At 66.4% G+C, this 22173-nt stretch carries 21 protein-coding genes; 14 read left to right on the top strand and 7 right to left on the bottom strand.

The genetic code is table 11. The annotated features are described in order from the left end of the window. Positions 1-11 precede the first annotated feature (11 nt). From ACFPO9_RS24615 to infA (ACFPO9_RS24595), 5 genes are all read left to right on the top strand, one after another. Entirely contained in the window at positions 12-3206 is a 3195-nt protein-coding gene (locus ACFPO9_RS24615) for an efflux RND transporter permease subunit (protein WP_379776241.1), read from the top strand. Continuing rightward, the gene (locus tag ACFPO9_RS24610; protein ID WP_379776238.1) at positions 3203-4807 is read left to right on the top strand and encodes an efflux transporter outer membrane subunit; all 1605 of its coding nucleotides are present in this window, start codon (positions 3203-3205) and stop codon (positions 4805-4807) included. The genes ACFPO9_RS24615 and ACFPO9_RS24610 overlap by 4 nt, the downstream gene beginning before the upstream one ends. A gap of 217 nt (positions 4808-5024) precedes the next feature. After that, the gene (locus ACFPO9_RS24605; RefSeq protein WP_379776235.1) at positions 5025-5564 is read left to right on the top strand and encodes a DNA-deoxyinosine glycosylase; all 540 of its coding nucleotides are present in this window, start codon (positions 5025-5027) and stop codon (positions 5562-5564) included. Positions 5565-5887: 323 nt separating this feature from the next. Then, positions 5888-6154 (top strand): translation initiation factor IF-1, encoded by a 267-nt coding sequence (gene infA / locus ACFPO9_RS24600; protein ID WP_230026758.1) that lies wholly within the window; start codon positions 5888-5890, stop codon positions 6152-6154. Between the two features lie 218 nt (positions 6155-6372). Further along, positions 6373-6633 (top strand): translation initiation factor IF-1, encoded by a 261-nt coding sequence (infA, locus tag ACFPO9_RS24595; RefSeq protein ID WP_379776231.1) that lies wholly within the window; start codon positions 6373-6375, stop codon positions 6631-6633. A gap of 113 nt (positions 6634-6746) precedes the next feature. On the opposite strand, the gene ACFPO9_RS24590 is transcribed toward infA (ACFPO9_RS24595), so the two are convergent. Both ACFPO9_RS24590 and ACFPO9_RS24585 read right to left on the bottom strand, forming a co-directional pair. Continuing rightward, on the bottom strand, positions 6747-7904 hold the full coding sequence (locus ACFPO9_RS24590) for a tetratricopeptide repeat protein (protein ID WP_379776228.1): 1158 nt from the start codon (positions 7902-7904) through the stop codon (positions 6747-6749). Between the two features lie 69 nt (positions 7905-7973). Beyond that, positions 7974-8843, bottom strand: coding sequence for an HDOD domain-containing protein (locus tag ACFPO9_RS24585; protein ID WP_379776226.1), 870 nt, complete (start codon positions 8841-8843; stop codon positions 7974-7976). A gap of 177 nt (positions 8844-9020) precedes the next feature. Between ACFPO9_RS24585 and ACFPO9_RS24580 the strand changes: the two genes are divergently transcribed. Continuing rightward, entirely contained in the window at positions 9021-9590 is a 570-nt protein-coding gene (locus ACFPO9_RS24580; protein ID WP_379776224.1) for a DNA-3-methyladenine glycosylase, read from the top strand. 7 nt (positions 9591-9597) lie between these two features. Here ACFPO9_RS24580 and ACFPO9_RS24575 read toward each other — a convergent pair whose 3' ends face one another. Both ACFPO9_RS24575 and ACFPO9_RS24570 read right to left on the bottom strand, forming a co-directional pair. After that, positions 9598-11283, bottom strand: coding sequence for a methyl-accepting chemotaxis protein (locus tag ACFPO9_RS24575; RefSeq protein ID WP_379776222.1), 1686 nt, complete (start codon positions 11281-11283; stop codon positions 9598-9600). A 39-nt stretch (positions 11284-11322) separates the two neighbouring features. Beyond that, entirely contained in the window at positions 11323-11772 is a 450-nt protein-coding gene (locus ACFPO9_RS24570; protein ID WP_379776220.1) for a cache domain-containing protein, read from the bottom strand. 283 nt (positions 11773-12055) lie between these two features. Between ACFPO9_RS24570 and ACFPO9_RS24565 the strand changes: the two genes are divergently transcribed. The 3 genes from ACFPO9_RS24565 to ACFPO9_RS24555 are packed head-to-tail and all read left to right on the top strand — an operon-like array spanning position 12056 to position 15617. Next, positions 12056-13468 (top strand): KamA family radical SAM protein, encoded by a 1413-nt coding sequence (locus ACFPO9_RS24565; RefSeq protein ID WP_379776217.1) that lies wholly within the window; start codon positions 12056-12058, stop codon positions 13466-13468. Between the two features lie 21 nt (positions 13469-13489). Continuing rightward, the gene (locus ACFPO9_RS24560) at positions 13490-14800 is read left to right on the top strand and encodes an MFS transporter (protein WP_379776215.1); all 1311 of its coding nucleotides are present in this window, start codon (positions 13490-13492) and stop codon (positions 14798-14800) included. Further along, positions 14769-15617: a fumarylacetoacetate hydrolase family protein gene (locus ACFPO9_RS24555; protein WP_379776212.1), complete on the top strand. Its 849-nt coding sequence runs from the start codon at positions 14769-14771 to the stop codon at positions 15615-15617. The genes ACFPO9_RS24560 and ACFPO9_RS24555 overlap by 32 nt, the downstream gene beginning before the upstream one ends. Positions 15618-15698: 81 nt before the next feature. Here ACFPO9_RS24555 and ACFPO9_RS24550 read toward each other — a convergent pair whose 3' ends face one another. Continuing rightward, entirely contained in the window at positions 15699-17030 is a 1332-nt protein-coding gene (locus ACFPO9_RS24550) for an aspartate aminotransferase family protein (protein WP_379776209.1), read from the bottom strand. 116 nt (positions 17031-17146) lie between these two features. Between ACFPO9_RS24550 and ACFPO9_RS24545 the strand changes: the two genes are divergently transcribed. The 5 genes from ACFPO9_RS24545 (at position 17147) to ACFPO9_RS24525 (ending at position 21265) form a co-directional block, all read left to right on the top strand. Then, positions 17147-17701, top strand: coding sequence for a carboxymuconolactone decarboxylase family protein (locus ACFPO9_RS24545; protein WP_379776206.1), 555 nt, complete (start codon positions 17147-17149; stop codon positions 17699-17701). Between the two features lie 135 nt (positions 17702-17836). Further along, positions 17837-18400 carry a transcriptional regulator gene (locus tag ACFPO9_RS24540; RefSeq protein WP_379776203.1) on the top strand — a complete coding sequence of 188 codons (564 nt, stop codon included), beginning with the start codon at positions 17837-17839 and terminating at the stop codon, positions 18398-18400. Next, positions 18397-19443: a sensor histidine kinase gene (locus ACFPO9_RS24535; protein WP_379776200.1), complete on the top strand. Its 1047-nt coding sequence runs from the start codon at positions 18397-18399 to the stop codon at positions 19441-19443. Before ACFPO9_RS24540 ends, ACFPO9_RS24535 begins: the two co-directional genes overlap by 4 nt. Next, on the top strand, positions 19440-20174 hold the full coding sequence (locus ACFPO9_RS24530; protein ID WP_379776198.1) for a LytR/AlgR family response regulator transcription factor: 735 nt from the start codon (positions 19440-19442) through the stop codon (positions 20172-20174). Before ACFPO9_RS24535 ends, ACFPO9_RS24530 begins: the two co-directional genes overlap by 4 nt. 32 nt (positions 20175-20206) lie before the next feature. Beyond that, on the top strand, positions 20207-21265 hold the full coding sequence (locus ACFPO9_RS24525; RefSeq protein WP_379776195.1) for a S41 family peptidase: 1059 nt from the start codon (positions 20207-20209) through the stop codon (positions 21263-21265). 22 nt (positions 21266-21287) lie between these two features. Here ACFPO9_RS24525 and ACFPO9_RS24520 read toward each other — a convergent pair whose 3' ends face one another. Both ACFPO9_RS24520 and ACFPO9_RS24515 read right to left on the bottom strand, forming a co-directional pair. Then, a complete protein-coding gene (locus ACFPO9_RS24520; protein ID WP_379776193.1) occupies positions 21288-21485 on the bottom strand; it encodes a hypothetical protein in 198 nt (65 codons plus the stop codon). 6 nt (positions 21486-21491) lie between these two features. Then, a complete protein-coding gene (locus ACFPO9_RS24515; protein ID WP_379776191.1) occupies positions 21492-22160 on the bottom strand; it encodes an alpha/beta hydrolase in 669 nt (222 codons plus the stop codon). Between the last annotated feature and the right edge of the window lie 13 nt (positions 22161-22173).

Raw genomic sequence — 22173 nt, 5'->3', positions numbered from 1 at the left:
GAATCAAGAACATGAACATCTCACGCTTTTTCGTCGACAAGCCGATCTTCGCGGCGGTGTTGTCGGTCATCGTCTTCGTGGCCGGCCTCATCTCGATCTTCCAGCTGCCGATTTCCGAGTACCCGGAAGTGGTGCCGCCCTCCGTGGTGGTTCGCGCCCAGTACCCTGGCGCGAACCCGAAGGTGATCGCGGAAACCGTCGCCACCCCGATCGAACAGGAGATCAACGGCGTCGAGGACATGCTCTACATGACCTCGCAGAACACCTCGGACGGCGCGCTGCAGCTGACCGTGACCTTCAAGATCGGCACCAACGTCGAGCAGGCCGAGACGGCCGTGCAGAACCGCGTCCAGCGCGCGCTGCCGCGCCTGCCGGAAGAGGTGCGCCAGATCGGCGTCACCACGGTCAAGAGCTCGCCCAATATCACGATGGTGGTCCACCTGAATTCGCCGGACGGCCGCTATGACGACCTGTACCTGCGCAACTACGCGACCCTGAACGTCAAGGACCAGCTGGCGCGCATCAAGGGCATGGGCGACGTCCAGCTGTTCGGTTCGGGCGACTACGCCATGCGCGTCTGGCTCGATCCGCAGAAGGTCGCGGCACGCAACCTGACCGCCAGCGACGTCGTGGGCGCGATCCGCGAGCAGAACGTGCAGGTCGCGGCCGGCGTGGTCGGCCAGGGCCCGTCGAAAGGCGCCGACTTCCAGCTGACCGTGAACACCCAGGGCCGCCTGCAGTCGGAAGAAGAATTCGGCAACATCGTCGTCAAGACCAGCCAGGACGGCGCCACCACCTTATTGAAAGATGTGGCGCGCCTGGAAATGGGCTCGAACTCCTATGCCCTGCGCTCGCTGCTCAACAACAAGTCGGCCGTCGCGATCCCGATCTTCCAGTCGCCGACCGCGAATGCGCTGCAGCTGTCGACCGACGTGCGCAACAAGATGGCGGAGCTGTCGAAAGACTTCCCGCAGGGGATGGAGTACAGCATCGTCTATGACCCGACCCAGTTCGTGCGCGAGTCGATCGACTCCGTGGTCCACACCCTGATCGAAGCGGTGGTGCTGGTGGCGTTGGTCGTGATCGTGTTCCTGCAGACCTGGCGCGCGTCCGTGATTCCGCTGCTGGCGGTGCCGGTGTCGGTGGTCGGTACCTTCGCCGTGATGCTGGGCTTCGGCTTCTCGATCAACACGCTGTCCCTGTTCGGGCTGGTGCTGGCGATCGGTATCGTGGTCGACGACGCCATCGTGGTGGTGGAGAACGTCGAACGGAATATCGAGAACGGCCTGAATCCACATGATGCGACCGTGCAGGCAATGAAAGAGGTGTCCGGTCCGATCATCGCGATCGCCCTGGTGCTGTGCGCCGTGTTCGTGCCGATCGCCTTCGTGTCCGGCCTGACCGGCCAGTTCTATCGCCAGTTCGCGCTGACCATCGCGATTTCGACCGTGATCTCGGCCTTCCTGTCGCTGACCCTGGCCCCGGCCTTGTCGGCGGTGCTGCTGCAGCCGCACGGCGCCAAGAAGGACTGGCTGACGCGCGGAATGGACGCCGTGCTGGGCCGCTTCTTCAAGGGCTTCAACCGCTTCTTCAGCCGTTCCTCGCACAAGTACGAGGCAGGCGTGCAGGGCGTCCTGAAGCGCAAGAGCGCGTCGCTGGGCGTGTATGTGCTGCTCGCGATTGCCGGCATCTTCATGTTCAAGGCCGTGCCGCCGGGCTTCGTGCCGGCGCAGGACAAGGCTTACCTGATCGGCTTCGCCCAGCTGCCGGACGCCGCCTCGCTGGACCGCACCGATGAAGTGATCCGCAAGATGTCCGACGTGGCCAAGAAGATCCCTGGCGTGGAATCCTCGATTGCTTTCCCTGGCCTGTCGATCAACGGCTTCACCAATGCGCCGAACGCCGGCATCGTGTTCACCAGCCTCAAGCCGTTCGACCAGCGCAAGGGCAAGGAGCAGAGCGCCGAAGCCATCGCCGGCGAGATCAACAAGCGCATGGGCGCCATCGAAGACGCTTTCGTGATGGTGCTGCCGCCGCCGCCGGTGAACGGCCTGGGCACCACGGGCGGCTTCAAGATGATGATCGAAGACCGCGGCAACCTCGGCTACGATGAGCTGAACAAGGCGGTGCAGGCCTTCATGGCCAAGGCCGCGGCCGACAAGCGCCTGCAGGGCGTGTTCTCGGGCTACCAGATCAACGTGCCGCAGCTGTTCGCCGACGTCGACCGCGTGAAGGCCAAGCAGCTGGGCGTGTCGCTGGCCGAGATCAACCAGACCTTGCAGATCAACCTCGGCTCGCTGTACGTGAACGACTTCAACCAGTTCGGCCGTACCTACCAGGTGCGGGTGCAGGCTGACGCGCCCTTCCGTTCACAGCGCGAGCAGATCGCCCAGCTGAAGGTCCGCTCCGGCACCGGCGAGATGATCCCGCTGTCCTCGATCATGAAGGTCAAGGACACCTACGGCCCGGACCGCGTCCAGCGCTACAACGGCTACGTCGCCGCCGAAATGAACGGCGGCCCGGCCCCGGGCGTCTCGTCCGGCCAGGCCCAGGCCGCGATGGAGGAAATCGCCCGCGAAGTGCTGCCGAAGGGGATTACCTACGAATGGACCGACCTGACTTACCAGGACATCCTGGCCGGTAACACCATGATCTACGTGTTCCCGCTGTGCGTGCTGCTGGTGTTCCTGGTGCTGGCCGCGCAGTACGAAAGCTGGACGCTGCCGCTGGCCGTGATCCTGATCGTGCCGATGTCGATCCTGTGCGCCCTGATCGGCGTGAAGCTGACCGGCGGCGACAACAACGTGTTCACGCAGATCGCCCTGTTCGTGCTGGTTGGTTTGGCCTCGAAGAACGCGATCCTGATCGTGGAGTTCGCGGTGGAGCTGGAACAGCACGGCCGCAGCATCGTCGCCGCCGCGCTGGAGGCTTGCCGCCTGCGTCTGCGTCCGATCCTGATGACCTCGATCGCTTTCATCATGGGCGTGCTGCCGCTGGTGTTCTCGCACGGCGCCGGCGCCGAGATGCGCCACGCGATGGGTGTGGCGGTGTTTGCCGGCATGCTGGGCGTGACTTTCTTCGGCCTGTTCCTGACGCCGGTGTTCTACGTCCTGCTGCGCACCCTGGCGGCGCGCTTCGGCAAGCCCTCGCATCGCCTCGTGCATGCCGAGCCGCATACCACCGAACTTGAAGGAGCCTTGAAATGACAAGCATGAATGACATCCGGGACCAGGCCCTCGACGAGGCCCTCGCCCGGCCCCAGCGCCGTCCGCTGGCACAGCCGGTGGTGCAAACGGTCGCGAAATTCGCACCGCGCTTCGCCACCGTGCTGGCGGCCCTGCTGCTGAGCGCCTGCGCGGCGCCGGCCTTCCACCAGCCGTCGGTATCGACGCCGGCGGCCTTTAAAGAAGCGCAGGCGACGCCGGCGGCATCGCCCGAGGCGGTGCGCAGCGCCGCCGACGGCAGCACCTGGAAGGTCGCGCAGCCGGCCGAAAGCCAGCCGCGCGGCGAATGGTGGAAGGCTTTCAATGACACTCGCCTGGATGGCCTGATCGCCCAGGCCACGGCCAGCAACCAGAACCTGACGGTGGCGGCGGCGCGTGTAAAACAGGCGCGGGCCATCGCCGGCATCGCCGAAGCGGACCGCATCCCGCAGATCGGCGTCGGTGTCGGCGCCCAGCGCGGGCAATTGTCGCCGCTGGAAGCGGGCGTGGCGCCGGGGACGCGGATGTCCCCGGTGACCAGCTACAAGGCCAGCCTGAGCGCCAGCTACGAGCTCGATCTGTTCGGCCGCGTGTCCAGCAATGTGGCGGCGGCGCGCGGCGATGCCGGCGCCGTCGAAGCGACCTACCGCTCGGTGCTGCTGTCGCTGCAGGCCGACGTGGCGCAAACCTACTTCCGGCTGCGCGCCCTGGACGCGGAAATCGCCACGGTGAACCAGACCGTGCGCCTGCGCGAAGAGAGCGTGCGCGTGACCGGCCGCCGCTTCGAACTCGGCGACATCGGCGAATTCGACCTGTCGCGGGCGAAGACGGAGCTGTCCACCGCGCGCGCCGAAGCGATCGGCTTGCAGCGCCGGCGCGCCACCGCTGAACATGCGCTGGCGGTGCTGCTGGGCCAGCCGGCCTCGAACTTCGGCGCCGCCAGCGATCCGCTGGAAGCGAACGCCAGCCTGCCGCTGATCCCGGCCGGCCTGCCATCGAGCCTGCTGGAGCGCCGCCCCGACATCGCCGGCGCCCAGCGCACGATGGAGGCGGCCAACGCCCGCATCGGCGTGGCGCGCTCCGCCATGTTCCCGGCCTTGAGCATCGGCGCCAACGGCGGCGGCGTGGCCGGCGCCTTCGGCGACGTCTTCAAGTGGAGCAGCCGTTCCTGGCTGCTGGGCGCGACCCTGGCCATGCCGCTGATCGACGGCGGCCGCAACCGCAGCAACGTGGTCCGCAGCGAAGCCGCGCTGGAAGAAGCGGTGGGCAGCTACCGCCAGAGCGTGCTGGTGGCCTTTGCCGAAGTCGAGGACAACCTGGCCGGCCTGCGCGTGCTGGCCGGGCAGGGCGCGGAGCTCGAGGCGGCGGTGGTGTCGGCGCGGCGCTCGGCCGACCTGGCGCAGAAGCTGTACGAAGCCGGCCGCTCGAGCTACCTGGAGCTGCTGGATGCGCAGCGCAACCTGGCCTCCGCGCAACGCAGCGCGGTGCAGCTGCGCGGCGACCGCGCGGTCACCACCGTCGCCCTGATCCGCGCGCTGGGCGGGGGCTGGGATGCGGCGCCGGCTTCCTCGTCCGCAAACACGGTGGCGCTGGCGAGCAAATGAAGGAAGTGAGTGGGTAGTCTTGGGAAAGCCCTTTGCGGCGGCATGTGCGAGCGTGCCGCCGTTTTTTTCATTTCAGCGTCGTCCCCGACCTAGCCGGCCGCCTTGGCGGGGACCCAAGTTCGAGGAGCCGCCGAGATGCGTGCAACTTGGATTCCCGCCAAGGCGGCCGGCCAGGTCGGGAATGACGGTTTTGAGGCAAACGGCATACAATCCTTGCATGCCAAGTTCAGACCTCGAATCCACCTCCCTTCTCACCGGCCTGGCCCCGGTCATCGCCCCCGACACGCGCATCCTGATCCTCGGCAGCTTCCCCGGCGCGCAATCGCTCGCGGCCCAGCAGTACTACGCCCACCCGCGTAATCAATTCTGGAAACTGGTCGGCGAACTGGTCGGCGAAGACCTCTACAATCTGCCATACAACGAGCGCCTGCCGCGCTTACTTGCCCATCGCTTCGGCCTGTGGGACGTGCTGGCCGCTTGCGAGCGCGAAGGCAGCCTCGATTCCGCGATCCGCAAGCCGGCCGCCAACGATTTCGAGCGCCTGCGCGACCTGTGCCCGCAGCTCGAAACGGTCGGCTTCAACGGCCAGGCATCAGGAAAATTCGCGCCGCAGTTCGAGCAGGCCGGCTACCGCAGCGTGGTGCTGCCTTCGTCGTCGCCGGCGCACATGGCGATGCGCTTCGAGCAGAAGCTGGCCGTGTGGCGCCGGCTGGTCGATGCCCATCTCGCCTCCGACAGCATCGCTCAGCTGTTCTAGGATTTTTGTGCGCTGCACAAAAGACAGAACCGTGTTACACTGCGTGTGCGGTCAGGTCTCGATGGTCCTGCCGTTCCCTGTGCAAGGCGCGCAGCGCGACATGTGTAATGGCGCAAGCGAACAAGCCGGATGGGGATGTCATTCCACATACATTGGTCGGTTTACACGATGGAGGCACCTGGCAGATAGCCCGGGCGTCCGGGCTCCGCACCTTGCAGATAGCAAGGGCTGGAGCGGCGATTGAAGCATTGGCGTCACATTGAAACGAAGCCCGCAGTGAGCGGGCTTTTTTTTCAACCATCCTACCGAACTGGAGTATGCAGATGGCAAAAGAAGAACTCATCGAAATGAATGGCGTTGTCTCCGAGGTCCTGCCCGACTCGCGTTTTCGCGTGGATTGCGAAAATGGCCACAAGCTGATCGCCTACACGGCGGGCAAAATGAAAAAGAACCACATCCGCATCCTCGCCGGCGACCAGGTTAGCCTGGAACTGTCCCCGTATGACCTCAGCAAGGGCCGTATCACCTTCCGTCATATCGAGAAGCGCGGCGCGCCGGCACCCCGTTCGAACTTCCGCGGCCGCCGCTGATAGCACGGCAAGCAGCACGGCAAGCGAAGAAAAGGGCGCCAGCCCTTTTTTTTTCGCGCAACGTCCCCATATCGGTTCCATCCCCCAATCCCCCTACGGCTCGACACTGCAGCCGGAGCCGTTTTTCCCGACTTCGACCCTGTCAACCGCCCCAGGCGCTGCGTCAGCAATGCCTGGGATTGGGCATTGGCGTTAACGATTCATGAAAAGGACACGAGATGAAAGAAGACCTGATTGAAATGCATGGCAAGGTAACCGAAGTGCTGCCGGAAATGCGCTTCCGCGTGGACCTCGAGAATGGTCACCAGCTGGTCGCGTACACCTCCGGGCGGATGAAGCGGAACCACATCCGCATCATCGCCGGTGACCGTGTTACGCTGGAAATGTCGCCGTACGACTTGAACAAGGGGCGGATCACTTTCCGCCACCTGGACAGGCAGGGCATGCCGAAGCCGGCGCCCCGCCCGCGCCGCCACTAAGAACCTATCCCAGTAGGGAGGAGGAAGTTGATGACGATGCATGGCAAGCGCGTCAGCAACGACTCATTCCCTACTGGGATAGGTTCTAAGAGCGCGTCACAAGGCCCGCCAGCTCAGCGCATGCCGAGCTGGCGCAGGTGGGCCAGCTTGGCGTTGTAGATGTTGCGGGTGTCTTTCTTTGTGCTGGTGTCCGCTGCCAGGGCCAGCTGTTCGCGGGCTTGCTTGAGCTCGCCGAGCTGGATCAGGCTCGCCGCCAGCCAGAAATGGAATTCGTCGTAGTAGGGCGCGCGTTTCACCTCGCGCGCGAACAAGTCCCGCGCCTCGCCGAACTCGCCCTGCTGGTAGGCCGCGATGCCCTTGTTGAAATATTGGAAGGGCGCGACCGGCTCGATCTTGGCGACGCGCTGCGCGATCGTCTTCGCTTCCTCGGTCTTACCGAGCGCCATCAGCACCGGCTCGATGTTGCGCAGCGCGATGACGCTCTGCGGCTCACGCATCAGGGCGGCGCGGTAGGCGCGCTCGGCCATGGTCAGGTCGCCATGGCGCTCATAGACCACGCCCAGGGTATTGTAGGCCAGCGCGGTGCGCGGATTGCTGGCGGTCGCCGCGCGCGCCCACCAGTAGGCATCGTCGACCTTGCCCTCCACCAGGGCCTCGGCGGCGCGGTTGTTCTGGTACATCATGAGGATCTCGTCTTCTTCCAGCTGCTGCGTGTAGCGCTTGTCGGCGCGCGGATCGGGCAGGAAGTCGACCACCAGCGCGCGTTCCGGATCCGAGCCGTAGAGCTGGTCGGGCGCGCGGTAGCCCAGCAGCAGGTTGACGTGGCCGCTGAGCAGGTAGAGGCCGCCGCCGCGGCTCCAGCTCTCGTCGAGGAGGACACTCTGGTAGCGCACCGTCATGCCGAGTTCCTTGGCAAAGGCGGCTGTCATGATCACCAGCGACATGCAATTGCCGGCGCGGTCGCGGTAAGTCTCCGCGGCGTTGCGCGTGTAGGTGGCGTCGTAGTCGAGTTTCAGGCCCGACTTGCTGCCGTTGTAGAGGGCCTCGAGCAGGCCGTATTCCTTGCCGCGGTTGCGCAGATAGCTCTGGAAGGCCGCGCTGTGCAGGTAATCGCGCATTTCCGGACTGAGCGTGAACAGCTCGGCCGTGCTGACCGGCGCCGAGGGCGGCTTGAAGGACGCGTCGCTGTACAGGTCGGGGGTGGGGGGCAGTTTCGGCGTACTGGCGCAGCCGGCCAGCAAGACCAGCAGGATCGCTACGAGGTGTCTCATCTTTTCCTCCGTGTCCGGTGAACTTTTTCTTTCAGTATCTGCCGGTACGGAGGAGATGTAAAGACGCTCTTAATCCTCTTCGTGGAAGGCGTCGTGCAGCTCGTCGAGCAGCTCGGCGGTTTCTTCCGCCGACAGGCCGAGCCAGGCGCAGGCGTGCGCACCGCCCTTGTTCCATTCGAGCGATTCGGCAAGGCCCTGGTACTTGCAGATCGCGGCTTCCGCCAGCAGCGACAGCGCCACCAGCGAACGCACCGCGCCGGCGGTGCTGGCGTCTTCCAGCACCGCGTAGTCGTGGTGGTGCAGGATGGCCCAGGCCACGTGGTCCGACAGGCCCCAGTTGCGCGCCAGCAGGCAGCCGATCGCCGCGTGCGAGGTCGAGTGGCGCTCTTCCTCCAGCGCCGTGAACGGGCGTTCCGCTTCGAGCGAGGCGGCGGCGTAGGTGGCGTCGTAGTCGGCAAAGCGGTCCATCAGCAGCGGCACGCCGGTATCGCAGAACAGGCCGAAGGTATGCGCGACGTCCGTCTCGCCGATGCGCAGGCGGCGCGACAGGAATACCATCGCTTGCGCGCGCCGTGTCGAGACGTCCCAGAAGCTGGCCAGGGCCGCGCTGTTGGCCGGGATCGCCTGGCGCGCCAGCAGGCCCGTCATCAGCGAAGCGACCTGGTTAATGCCGAGGAAGAGGATGGCCTGTTCGATCGACTTGGCCTTGCGCCGGCCGCCGTAGATGGACGAATTGGCCAGCTTCAGCAGGGCGCCCGACATGCCGACGTCGCTGGCGACGATGCGGCCGATGGTCTCGGGACTCGGATCAGGCGACGACAGTTCACGCTGCAGGTCCGCCAGCAGGCTGGGACGCGGCGGGATGCGGATCGACTTCATCAGGGCGTCGACGGGATCCTCGGCGGCGCTTGGACGCGCCAGGACGGATGCAGTACTCATGGCAGGGGAGGGGAAAACGATGCTGCACGGAAAGATGTGCAAAGCTCGTCACTATAAACGAGTGTAGACCAAGTTGCACCAAAGTATTGATTTTGTGTAGCAAATCAGACAGTTGTTCTTGTCACACACAGCCCGGTCCGTGCGACCCGACGGATCCAGGCGTTATAAGATTGTTACATGTCTTCTACCATTCTTGCCGGTATCGATTTCTCCGCCCCGTCGCACCTGGTAGCGCGCCAGCTGATCGGCGTGAGCGTGCTGTTCAACGGCGTCGGCGGCCGGATCGTCGAAACCGAAGCCTACGACGGCGAGGATCCGGCCTCGCACAGCTATTCCGGCCCGACCGACCGCAACTTCGCGATGTTCGGGCCGCCCGCCCACGCCTACGTCTACCGCTCCTACGGCATCCACTGGTGCCTGAACTTCGTCTGCCGCGAAGAGGGGCATGGCGCCGGGGTCCTGATCCGCGCGCTGGAGCCGGTCACCGGGCTGGAGCAGATGCGCGAGCGGCGCGGCACGACTGACGAGTGGCTGCTCTGCTCCGGGCCGGGCAAGCTGACCCAGGCGCTGGGCGTGACGCGGGCGCAGAACGGCATGCCGCTGGCGCAGCCGCCGTTCGAGCTGGTGGCCGCGCTCAAGGGAATCGAGGTGGTGACCGGGCCGCGCATCGGCATTTCGAAGGCGATCGAGGTGCCGTGGCGCTTTGGCTTGAAGCACTCGCGCTACGTCAGCAAGCGCTTTCCCTGAGCGCCCTTCAAGCGCGCTTCCTTGAGGGAGCGCGATGCTCCAGCACCGGGCGCTGGCCGCGCATCGGACTGGCGGGCGCGCGCCGGTCGACCCGCGCGAACGCATCGTCGTCCTGCTCTTCGCCGCCGGCGTCGGCGGCCTGCTCGGCGCCTTCGATCTTGAAGACCGACACCGCGCGCGCCAGGTTGACGGTCTGCTCGTGCAGGCTGGCCGCCGCCGCCGCGGCTTCCTCGACCAGGGCCGCGTTCTGCTGGGTCATGTCGTCCATCTGGCCGACCGCGCGGTTGACGTCGGCGATGCCGTCCGCCTGCTCGGTGCTGGCGGAGCTGATGCGGTTGATGATGTCGTTCACCTGCTGCACCGAGGCCACCACGCTGCCCATGCTGGCGCCCGCCTCGTGGACCGAGGCGTTGCCGCTGTCGATGATGGCGACCGAATCGGCAATCAGGGCCTTGATCTCCTTGGCGGCCGAGGCCGAGCGCTGGGCCAGCGTGCGGACCTCGCTGGCCACCACCGCGAAGCCGCGTCCCTGTTCGCCGGCGCGCGCCGCTTCCACCGCCGCGTTCAGGGCCAGCAGGTTGGTCTGGAAGGAGATGCCGTCGATGACGCCGATGATGTCGACGATCTTGCGCGAGCTGGCGCGGATCGATTCCATGGTCGCCACCGCGCGCTCGACCGACTCGCCGCCGCTGGACGCCAGCCGCGCCGCCTCGGCCGCCAGCTCGGTGGCCAGGCGCGCGTTGTTGGCGTTGTCCTTGACGGCCGTCGTCAGCGTCTCCATCGCGCTGGCGGTTTGCTGCAGCGAGCCGGCCTGCAGCTCGGTGCGGGTCGACAGGTCCAGGTTGCCGCTGGCGATTTCCTTCGAGGCGGTGTCGATCGAGCGCACCGAATCGAGCACGCTGCGCAGGGTCTGGTTGAGCGTGGCGATGGTGTGATCGAGCGCGCGCGAGACGCCGGCGATCTCGTCGCGGCCCTCGTTCCTGACGCTGGCCGAGAGGCGGCCGGCGGCCAGTTCGTCGACCACCGTGGAGATCGCGCCGATATCGCCCAGCATCGCGCGCCGCACCCGCATGGTCACGACGATCGACACCGCGATCGACAGCAGCACCAGGAAGGCCATGGTCTTGCCCAGGCTGTGGAATTCCTCGCGCGCGGCGGCATAGGCCTGTTCGCTGAGGCTCTTTTCCAGCGCGGCCAGCTGGCCCAGTTGCTGGTTCAGGGTGCCGAATTCCTTTTCCGCCTTCTGCATCGAGTTGGTCGCGATCGACTGGTCGACCTGGGCCATCTCGATGGTCTCCTGCACCGCCTTGACGTAGGCCGCCAGCGCCGCCAGCGAGGCGTCGACCGGCTTGCGTTCGGCGCCACTGGTGACCTTCGCCAGCTCGCCCAGCTGGGTCTTGAGCGAAGCATGGCGGCGGCCGATGTCGGCGATCAGGGCGTCGAGCCGGTTCTTGGCGAAGCTGCCGTTGATCCAGGCCAGCAGCTGGTAGGCGTTGGCGTGGACGTATTTGGCGTCGCCGGCCACGTCGGCCGTGTTCTGCAGCCGCGCGGCCCGCACCTGCACCATGTTTTCCAGCGATGCGTTCTGGCGCACCATCCCGTAGTACGCAGCGCCCGACAGCATCAGCAGCAGTACCAGCACCAGTCCGGGGGCCAGCAGCAGCTTGGGACCGATCCGCAGTTTGTTCAGCATGGTCTACTCCTTGTCGGGCATTTTTTCGAGCGCTGGTGCTTACTTCTTGTACAGGCCTGCCTCGAGGACCACGCCGTCGACCAGGAGGATATACGTGGTCTTCGGCTCGATCTTGCCGCTGGTCGGGTTCTTGTACTGGTAGTCGACCCAGCCCTTGCCCTTGGCGGCGGCCAGCTCGATGATCCCGCGGCGGTACTTCTTGCCATTGGCATCGGGGACGTCGGTCAGGTCCTTGCCGACGATCGAAGGGTTGTAGGGATGGGCCAGCACAATGCCGGTCTTGACGTCGCGCATGTCGATGTACAGCGAGCCCTGGACGAAATCCGGGTCCTTGGCGCTGATGCGTTTCATCACCTCCTCCTTGCCCTTGGCCTTGACCATGGCGGCGCCGCGCTCGGCCATGGCGATGGCGTCTTTCTCGGTCGGTTCATTGGCCAGTGCGGCGGCGGAGACCAGGCACAGGGCGGTTGCGGTAGCGAGCAGCTTCATAGTGGCGAATCCTTTCGAAGTGACGGCTGGTCTGAATGTTGCCAAATTGCATTTAGTACTCTACGCCGTGGGCACTCTTGAGGAATTGTCTTAACGCAAGCACTCGCCGATGTGGCGTCGCAAAGCCGGAACTGATCTTCCACAGTGCTTAGTCATATTCCGACAGGGTGTCGGATTAGACTTGATTCATGGCAACTCAAGGTCGCGGGGCGCTGTCTACCATCAGTTCCTGCCGGCAATTTCGGTTCCTTACGTCAACCTTTCTTCTCCATGGAGAACTCCCGTGACCACGCCAGACGCCCTGCCAGCGAAATTCAAGCCTTATACCCGCCAGTCGATCGCCACCGCACGCCAGTGGCAGTGGATGAGCCCGGACCTGCAGGAAGCAGTCCAGGTGGTATCCCACGTCCTGCCTTTCCGCACCAACGAATACGTGATGGAGCAACTGATCGACTGGAACCGCATCCCTGACGATCCGATCTATCGCCTGACCTTCCCGCACCGCGACATGCTGCCCGCCAAGGAGTACGAGCAGCTGCGCGACCTGGTGCTATATAAGAAGGACGATGCCGCGATCGCGAAGCTGGTGCACGACATCCGCATGCGCATGAACCCGCACCCGGCGGGGCAGATGACCCACAACGTGCCGCGCGTGAACGACGCCCCGCTCAAGGGCCTGCAGCACAAGTACAAGGAGACGGTGCTGTTCTTCCCCAGCGCCGGCCAGACCTGCCACGCCTACTGCACTTTCTGCTTCCGCTGGCCGCAGTTCGTCGGCATGGACGACATGAAGTTCGACGCCCGCGAATGCACCGAGCTGGTGGCTTACCTGGCGACCCACCCGGACGTGACCGACGTCCTGATCACCGGCGGCGACCCGATGATCATGAATACGCGCTCGCTGACCGAATTCATCGAGCCGCTGCTGGCGCCGGAGCTGGCCCACATCCAGAACATCCGCATCGGCACCAAGTCGGTGGCCTACTGGCCGCAGCGCTACGTGTCCGACAAGGACAGCGACGACCTGCTGCGCCTGTTCGAGAAGGTGGTCAGGGCCGGCAAGAACCTGGCCATCATGGGCCACTACAACCATGCGGTCGAGCTGCGCAGCAGCATTGCCCAGCAGGCCGTCAAGCGCATCGTCGGCACCGGCGCCACGCTGCGCATGCAGGGCCCGCTGATCCGCCACATCAACGAAGATCCGCACAGCTGGGCCGAGCTGTGGACCACCGGCGTGCGCCTGGGCGCGATCCCGTACTACATGTTCGTCGAGCGCGACACCGGCCCGCGCGAGTACTTCTCGCTGCCGCTGGCGCGCGCCCACGAGATCTTCCAGTCCGCCTACAGCATGGTGTCGGGGCTGTCGCGCACGGTGCGCGGGCCGTCGATGAGCGCCTTCCCGGGCAAGGTCGTGATCGACGGCGTGGTCACCATCAACGGCGAAAAGCTGTTCGCGCTGCAGTTCCTGCAGGCCCGCAATCCGGCGTGGGTGCGCCGTCCCTTCTTTGCCAAATACGACCCGGACGCGACCTGGCTGGATCACCTGAAGCCCGCCTTCGGCCGCAAGAAATTCTTCTTCGAAGCCGACGCCGACAGCGGGGACGCCGATTTCCATGTGCCGGCCGGGCGCGTGACCCCCATCGTCCAGGCGCCGCGCGACCGCCGCGCCAGCGATTCGCAGCCCGACGCCGCGTAACTCGCGCCCGAGCTTCCTGTCATGGACGCTGACCAGACGACGCCACGCCTCTCCGGCGTGGCGGTTTTTTTCTACGTGTTCCTGCCGTTCGCGCTGGGACACTACCTGTCTTCCCTGTTGCGCAACGTGAACGCCGTGCTGGCCCCGCAGCTGGTCGGCGCGCTGGCGCTCACGCCCGGCCAGCTCGGATTGCTCACCAGCGCCTTCTTCTTCGCCTTCGCGCTGGTCCAGCTGCCGGTCGGGATCGCGCTCGACCGCTACGGGCCGCGCAAGGTGCAGCTGGTGCTGATGTTCCTTGCCGCCAGCGGCGCGTGGATGTTCGGGCACGGGCACAGCTTCGCGCAGCTGGTGGTGGCGCGCGCCATCATCGGCCTTGGCCTGGGCGGCTGTTTCATGTCGGCGGTGAAGGCGATTTCGATCTGGATCTCGCCGAAGAAGCTGCCCTCGGTGCAGGGCTACCTGATCGCGGTCGGCGGGCTGGGCGCGGCATCGAGCACCATGCCGGTGCGCGCGCTGCTGCAGCATACCGACTGGCGCGGCCTGTTCATCCTGCTGGCCGTCCTGTCGGCCTGCTCGGGCCTGTTGATCTGGCTGGTGAGTCCGCGTTCGAAGCCGCAGGGCGGCAAGGCGCCGACGGTGCGTTCGGTGCTCGACGTCTACCGCACGCCGGCCTTCCGCAACACGATCTCGCTGGTTCTGCTGCCGCATGCGGTCTTCTTCGGCATCCAGGGTTTGTGGATCGGCCGCTGGCTGTCCGACGTCGCGCGCTTTCCGGAAAGCGCCGTGGCCTATCTGCTCTACATGGGCATGGCCTCGGTGATCTTCGGCGCGATCGCGGTCGGCATGATCACCGAGTGGGCAGGGCGGCGCGGGATACGCTCGCTGGACGTGGCGGCGGTTGGCGTGGCCCTGTTCGTGATCGTGCAGGCACTCCTCGTGATCGGCTACAAGCCCAGCCTGCAGACCCTGTCGGTGCTGTTCACGCTGGTCGGCACCATCACCGGCATCGAGTATGCGATCGTGGCGCAAAGCCTGCCGCGCGAGCTGACCGGGCGCGCGGCGACCTGCCTGAACCTGCTGATCTTCATCGGCGCCTTCCTGGTGCAGGCCGGCTTCGGCCAGGTGGTCGGGTTCTGGCGTCCCGACCTGCTCGGCCACTACCCGGCGCAGGCCTACCGCGTGGCCTTCGGCGTGCTGGTGCTGTTGCAGCTGCCGGGCCTGATCCGTTACTACCTCGACTTCCTACGCCGGCGGCGTCCGGTAAAATGCGGGATCGCTTTACTCGCAGAGAAGGAAGAATATGAGATTGGTACGTTACGGTCGCCCCGGTAAGGAAAAGCCCGGACTGTTCGACGAAGAAGGCCGCCTGCGCTCGCTGGCCGGCATCGTCGACGACATCGACGCCTCGGTGCTGTCGGAAAAGGCGCTGCGCAAGCTGGCCAAGGTCGACTGGAAGACCCTGCCCATCGTGCGCGGCGAACCTCGCTTCGGCGTGCCGGTCAAGGGCGTCGGCAAATTCATCGGCATCGGCATGAACTACTCGGACCACGCGGCCGAGGTCGGCGCGCCGATTCCGAAGGAGCCGATCATGTTCATGAAGGCCACCAGCTGCCTGTCCGGCCCGGACGACGGCATCCGCCTGCCGCAAGGCTCGAAGAAAACCGACTGGGAGGTCGAGCTGGGCGTCGTCATCGGCGAGCGCGCGCAGTACGTCAGCGAAGCGGACGCCATGAAATACGTGGCCGGCTATTGCGTGGTCAACGACGTCTCCGAGCGCGCCTTCCAGTTCGAGATGGGCTCGCAGTGGGACAAGGGCAAGGGCTGCGACACCTTCGGCCCGGTCGGCCCCTTCCTGGTGACGAAGGACGAGATCTTCGACGTGCAGGACCTCGACCTCTATCTGGAACTGAACGGCAAGCGCATGCAGAGCGGGAACACGTCGAACATGATCTTCACGGTTGCTAGAATCGTCAGCTACCTGTCGCGCTTCATGACCCTCGAGCCGGGCGACATCATCACCACCGGCACCCCGCCGGGCGTGGGCCTGGGGCGCACGCCGCAGCGCTTCCTCAAAAAGGGCGACAAGCTGCGGCTCGGTATCGCCGGTCTCGGCGAACAGCAGCAGGAAGTGGTGGCGTTTTCGAAATGATTCGTCATTCCCGCGCAGGCGGGAATCCAAGTTCGCCAAGTGTTCAAAAAACTTGGGTCCCCGCCTGCGCGGGGACGACGGTCAGGATACCTGCCTGAGTGCGGCCTTCAGCGCATCATCCAGCCGCGTCACGATTTCCGACAACTGCGCCGCGCTGACGATGAAGGGCGGCGCCAGCAGCACGTGGTCGCCCCGGCGGCCGTCGATGGTGCCGCCCATCGGGTACACCATCAGACCGCATTCCATCGCTTTCGCCTTGATCGCCGCGTGCAGCTTCAGCTCCGGGGCGAAGGGCTCCCTGGTGGCGCGGTCGCGCACCAGTTCCAGCGCCAGAAACAGACCGCGGCCGCGGATGTCGCCCACATGCGGGTGGCTGGCGAAGACGTCGCCCAGCATGCGCCGCAGGGTAGCGCCGCGCTTCTGCACCTGCACCAGCAAGTCGTCGCGCTCGATCACGTCCTGCACCGCCAGCGCGGCGGCCGCCGCCACCGGATGGCCGATGTAGGTGTGCCCGTGCAGGAAGGTCCCGCTGCCGCTGCGCAGGCGCTCGATGATAGCGCCGTTGGCCAGCACCGCGCCGATCGGCGCATAGCCCGCGCCCAGCCCTTTCGCCACCGCAATCAGGTCCGGCGCCACGCCATCCTGCTCGATCGCGAACATGGTGCCGGTGCGTCCCATGCCGCACATGACCTCGTCGGCGATGAACAGGATGCCGTACTTGTCGCACAGCGCGCGCACGCCGCGGAAGTAGTCCGGCGTCGGCGGGATCGCGCCGCCGGTGGCGCCCACCACCGGCTCGGCGCAGAAGCCGATCACGCGCTCGGGTCCGGCCAGCAGGATCGTCGCTTCCAGCTCGTCCAGCAGCATGGCGGTGTACTGGGCCGTGGTCTGGCCTTCCAGGCGGTCGCGGTATTCGTAGCAGGGCGCCACGCGCGGCACGTCCATCAGCAGCGGCGCGAAGGGCTTGCGGCGCCACTCGTTGCCGCCCACCGCCAGCGCGCCCAGCGTGTTTCCGTGGTAGCTCTGGCGGCGCGCGATGAACAGCGAGCGCTGATCCTCGCCGCCTTCGACGAAGTACTGGCGCGCCAGCTTGAGCGCGGTCTCCATCGCTTCCGAGCCGCCCGACACCAGGTAGACCGCGCCGATCCCCGCCGGCGCGCGGGCCACCAGGCGGTCGGCCAGCTGCTCCGCCACCTCGGTGGTGAAGAAGGCCGTGTGCGCGTAGGCGCAGCGGTCGATCTGGGCATGCATGGCGGCGATCACGTCCGGGTGGCCATGGCCAAGCGAAGACACGGCCGCGCCGCCGCTTGCGTCGATATAGGTCTTGCCCTGGCTGTCGCGCAGGCAGATGCCCTGGCCGCCGACCGCCATGGGCGGCGTCTGGTGCAGGCTGCGGTGAAGGATGCGGCTCATGGGGGAATCTCCTTCGAAAAGTTGACGATTGACAATAAACGCTGCGCGCCAGGATTCTTTTGATTTTTGCCGGAAGCCGTGCGAATATTTTCTTTCTGGACATTATTTGAGCGCCCATGACCGACCGCCTACGCCCGATTCCCGAAGCCGAATGGACAGCCGCCCAGCGCGAAGCGGCCCAGGAGATTGTCAACGGCCCGCGCGGCGGCCTGTACGGCCCCTTCGTGCCGCTGCTGCGCAGCCCCGAGCTGATGGGCTATGCGCAGCGCCTGGGGGAGTATCTGCGCTACCGCAGCGCGATCGGCGTGCGCCTGTCGGAACTGGCGATCCTCGTCACCGCGCGCGAATGGGACCAGCAGGTCGAGTGGGCGATCCACGCACCGATCGCGCAGCAGGTCGGCATCACCGCCGACGTGATCGGCGCCATCGCGCGGCGCCATCGCCCGGCCGCCATGCTGGTCGACGAATCCGTGGTCTACGATTTCTGCCTCGAGCTGCACCGCGACAAGCGCGTCTCCGACCGCGTCTACAACGACGCCCTGGCTTTGTTCGGCGAGCAGGGCGTGGTCGATTTGATGGGCGTGAACGGCTACTACACCTTCCTGGCGATGGTGATGAACACGGCGCAGACCGAGGCGCCGGCGTCGAGCGCCGATCCGCTACCCGAATAGGCGCTGCCGGGCCAGCTCGTCGGCGCGATGCCGCGCTCGTCGCCGCCGGGCGGGCTTTCGTCGCGTACCCGGACGCGATGCGCCGCCGGCGGGCAAAGTAGGGCCTGTAGCAGCCCTTGAAGGAACTGAAAACACATGAAACCACATTACGTGCTCGCCGCGGCGATTGCCGCAAGCTCGGTCCTGGCGCTGGCCGCCGCCCCCGAACCGCTGCCGGCGCCCTGGCAGCTGGCCGGTGGCCATCCGCAGAAATTCAGCGCCGGCATCGACCAGGACGAGGGCTTCAAGGGCGCCAAGTTCCTGCGCAACGCGGCAGACGATCCGAAGGCCTGGGCCGCGCTGGCACAGCCGATCTCGGCCCAGAACTACCTCGGCCAGCGGATCCGCTTCCGCGCCTTCGTGAAGACCCGCGACGTGAGCGGCTGGGCGGGGCTGTGGATGCGGATCGACAACCGCGCCGGCCGCGGCATCGCCTTCTACAACAGCGCCGACCGGCCGATCAAGGGCAGCGCCGACTGGCAGGAACGCAGCGTGGTGCTCGACGTGCCGCCGGATGCCGCCGTCATCGTGTTCGGCGTGGTCAACAACGGCAAGGGCCAGGTATGGATCGACCGCCTCGGCTTCGAAACGGTCGGCCAGGACGTTCCGGTCGATACGCTGGATCGCGGCCACGCCCTGCCGACGGCGCCTGTCCTTTGAATCCGCGCGACGACACCGCGGCCGCGGCCGTGCGGCGCCTCTACGGCTGCAGCGCGCGCCAGGGCATGCTCAGCCTGGTCCACCTGTGCGTGTTCGTGGCGGGCGCCGCCTGGCTGCAACGGTATTCCCTGATCGGCTTGTTCGCGGCCATCCTGGCGCCAATGCTGCTGGCCTGCGCCTTGCTGCTGCTGGGCGCACGCGTGTTCGCCAGCCGTTTCGGCTGGCGCGAGGCCTGGGGCGCGCTGGTGTTCGCCAGCACCGCCGGGTCGCTGGCGGCGCTCCCGGCCTATCGCGCGTGGATGACGGCGCATGGCTCGTCCGGCCTGCCGAATCTGCAGGTGCTGGCCTGCGCCTTTGGCATCAGCATACTGGTGCTCGGCCTGCCGCTGCGCCAGGCCCAGGTCCGCGCCCACGCCCAGCAGCTGGCCGAACTGCGCCATGCGGTACTGGCGGCCGAGCTGAAGGCCCTGCAGGCCCAGGTCGAACCGCATTTTTTGTATAACACCCTCGCCAACACCCGCTACCTGGCGCGCCAGGATCCGGAGCGCGCCGCGCAGATGCTGGAGCACCTGATCGCCTACCTGCACAGCGCTTTGCCGGACATGCGCAGCCGCGACTCCACGCTGGGACGCGAATTCGACCTCGCCGGGCACTACCTGGCGCTGATGGCGATCCGCTTCGGCGAGCGCCTGCGGTATCGCCTCGATTGCCCGCCCGGCCTGGCCGGCATGCCGGTGCCGCCGCTGCTCCTGATGACGCTGGTGGAAAACGCGGTCAAGCACGGGGTCGAGCGCAAGCCCGGCGCCGTCAGCGTGACGCTCGACGCGCAGCGCGCCGGCGCCGCGGTGACGATCGTGGTCGGCGACGATGGCGCCGGCCTGGTCGATGCAGCGCTGGGCAGCGGCGTCGGCCTGCGCAACCTGCGCCAGCGCCTGGCCGCGCTATATGGCGGGAGAGCGGCCTTCGACCTGCGCCGTACATCCGGTGGTATCACGGAGGCGGTGCTGACACTGCCGTGCATGAAACTGGAAATGGCCGCATGAACCCACCCTGCATCCTGGTTGCGGACGACGAGCCGCTGCTGCGCGCGGAGTTGGCCGAAGCGCTGTCGAGGCTGTGGCCGGAAGCCCGCATCGTCGAGGCGGAGGACGGCATCGCGGCGCTGCGCCTGGGCCGCGAGCTGGCGCCGCGGGTGGCCTTCCTCGACATCCGCATGCCCGGCCTGGACGGCCTGGAACTGGCGCGCGTGTTCGGCGCCCGCACCCACGTGGTGTTCGTGACGGCCTATGGCGAGCATGCACTGGCCGCCTTCGACGAAGGCGCGGTCGACTATGTGATGAAACCGCTGGGCATGGAGCGCCTGGCGCGCGCGCTCGAGCGGGTGCGTGCGCGCCTGGACCAGCCGCCGCCGGATTTGTCGCGCCTGATGCAGGCGCCTCGCAAAACCCAGCAGCCGGCCTGGCTGCAGGCCACGGCCGGCAGCACCATCCACTTCATCGACCTGGCCGACGTCGTCTATTTTTGCGCCGACGCCAAGTACACGCGGGTGGTGACGGACGCGATGGAAGCGCACATTCGCCTGAGCCTGAAGGAGCTGGCGGACTCGCTGGATGGCGAAGCGTTCTGGCAGATCCACCGCGGCTACATGGTGGCGGTCAAGCGCATCGCCGCAGCGGCGCGCGCCGAAGATGGCAGTTTGTGGGTGCAGTTACGCGGGCATGGCGCCAGGCTGCCGGTCAGCCAGCGTTTCCAGCACCTGTTTCGCGGTATGTGAAATCACCTTCCCAAAACGCATAGGAGCTCAAGATGATTCGTCGATTTGCGATTGCCACGTTCTGCGCGATGTCATGCGCCCCGAGTATGCATGCGGCGGCCGCGGACCAGCCGGCGGCCACCTTGCCGGCCCCGGTCGCGCACCAGGTCGTGGACAGGACCATCGAACTGGTCGAGAGCCGGGGCCTGTACCCGCGCCAGCAGTCCGAATATGCCCAGGCCAGGGCCGAACTGCTGGCCGCTTTCGACGGCGAGCCGGCCGACATCGACCGCAAGAACATGTACGGCCGCATCCGCAAGCTGCTCGGCACCCTGGACACGGACAAGCATTCCTTCATCATCCCCGCGGGCCAGACCCTGCATGCGGCGCGCCGGCCGGGCGTACAGGAAGACCTCCGTCCGCCCGTCTTCACGCTGGTCATGACCGGCCGCGGCAGCGTGCTCCGCTGGACGCCGCCGGCCATCGTCGGCAGCGGCCCGGGCGCCATCGCGCCCTACCTGAAAAGCTTCTATGACGAAGCCGCCGCGCGCCCCGATATCGGCGGCGCCTGCGCCCTCGTGGTCGACCTGAGCGAACAGACGGGCGGCAACGCCTGGCCGCCCTTCGTGGCCATGTATCCGTTGTTCGGCGCCGCCAACAAGGCGAACTGGGTGGACCGCGACGGCAAGCGCACGGCTTTCGTCAGTCCCGCCAGGCTGCAGGGAATGAACCGGCAATATGCCCCGGACCGCATCAATCCGCTGGTCCGCTTCGGCAGTGGTCCGCTGGCTGTGGTGGTGGGCAAGCGCACGGCCAGCGCCGGCGAGATGCTGCTGGTGGCGCTGCTGGGCGAGGAGCGGGTGCAGACCTTCGGCAGCACCTCGTTCGGCAAGTCGACGGCGAATAGCAGCTATCCGCTGGCGGATGGGTCGATGCTGGTGCTGACCACCTCGCGCTATGCGCTGGGCGATGGTCCGGTCTATCAGGGAGGTATTCCGGCGATGCATCCGGCAGCGCAGGACGCGCCGGCCGAGGACGCGGTGAAGACGGCCGCGGAATGGGCGGCGGCCAATTCGCCGCAGTGCGCGGCCAAGGCGCCGCCGGCCGCCTAGGCGGCAGGCCTTGCAACCCGGATCAGGCCAGCGCTTCCTTGGCCGCCTGCTCCGGCGTCAACTCATCGTAGAACATGTCGGTGAACCACTCGACGTTCTCTTCGATGTGTTCCTGCGCCTGCTTCTGGGTGGCGCCGCCGGCCACCAGGTATTTTTCGACTTCGATGCACCAGTTAATCAGCGCCATCGTCTCTTCGTCGAGTTCTTCCTTCTTTGCCATCGCAACTTACCCCAAAATACGTTTGAAGAATGCAGACATGTGCTGCACCTCTTCCAGGCACACCGAGTGCTGCATGGTGTACTCGTGCCACTCGACCTGGTAGCCCAGCGACACCAGCAGGTCGCGCGATTGCTCGGCGCGGCTGAAGGGCACCACGTTGTCGTGGAGGCCGTGGGCCATGAAGATCGGCGTCTTCAGGCTTTCCTGGGTGCGCTCGGTGGCCAGCTTGGCCGACAAGGGCACATAGCCCGACAGGCAGAGCATGCCGGCCAGCGGTTCCGGGTGGCGCAGGCCGGCCTGGATGGTCATCGCGCAGCCCTGCGAGAAGCCGGCCAGCACGATGCGCGAAGCCGGGATGCCGCGCGCCTTTTCGCGTTCGATGAAGGCTTCGACTTCCTTCTGCGAGGCGCGCAGGCCGTTCTCGTCTTCGCGGCGCGTGAGTTCCGCGCCGGTGATGTCGTACCAGGCGCGCATCACGTAGCCGCCGTTGATGGTGACCGGGATGCTGCGCGCATGCGGGAAGATGAAGCGGATGCCGGGCAGGCCGGTCAGGTCCAGCTCGCGCACGATGGGCACGAAGTCGTTGCCGTCGGCGCCCAGGCCGTGCAGCCAGATGACGGAGATTTCCGGTTTGTCGCTGGTGTCGATCGTGACGTGGTCGAGCAGTTCGCTCATGCGTTTATCCTTG

The organism is Massilia aerilata (assembly GCF_042656905.1).
Taxonomy (GTDB): domain Bacteria; phylum Pseudomonadota; class Gammaproteobacteria; order Burkholderiales; family Burkholderiaceae_D; genus Telluria; species Telluria aerilata.
Note: the sequence above shows the minus strand (reverse complement) of the source record. Positions and strands in the feature narration are given on the sequence as shown.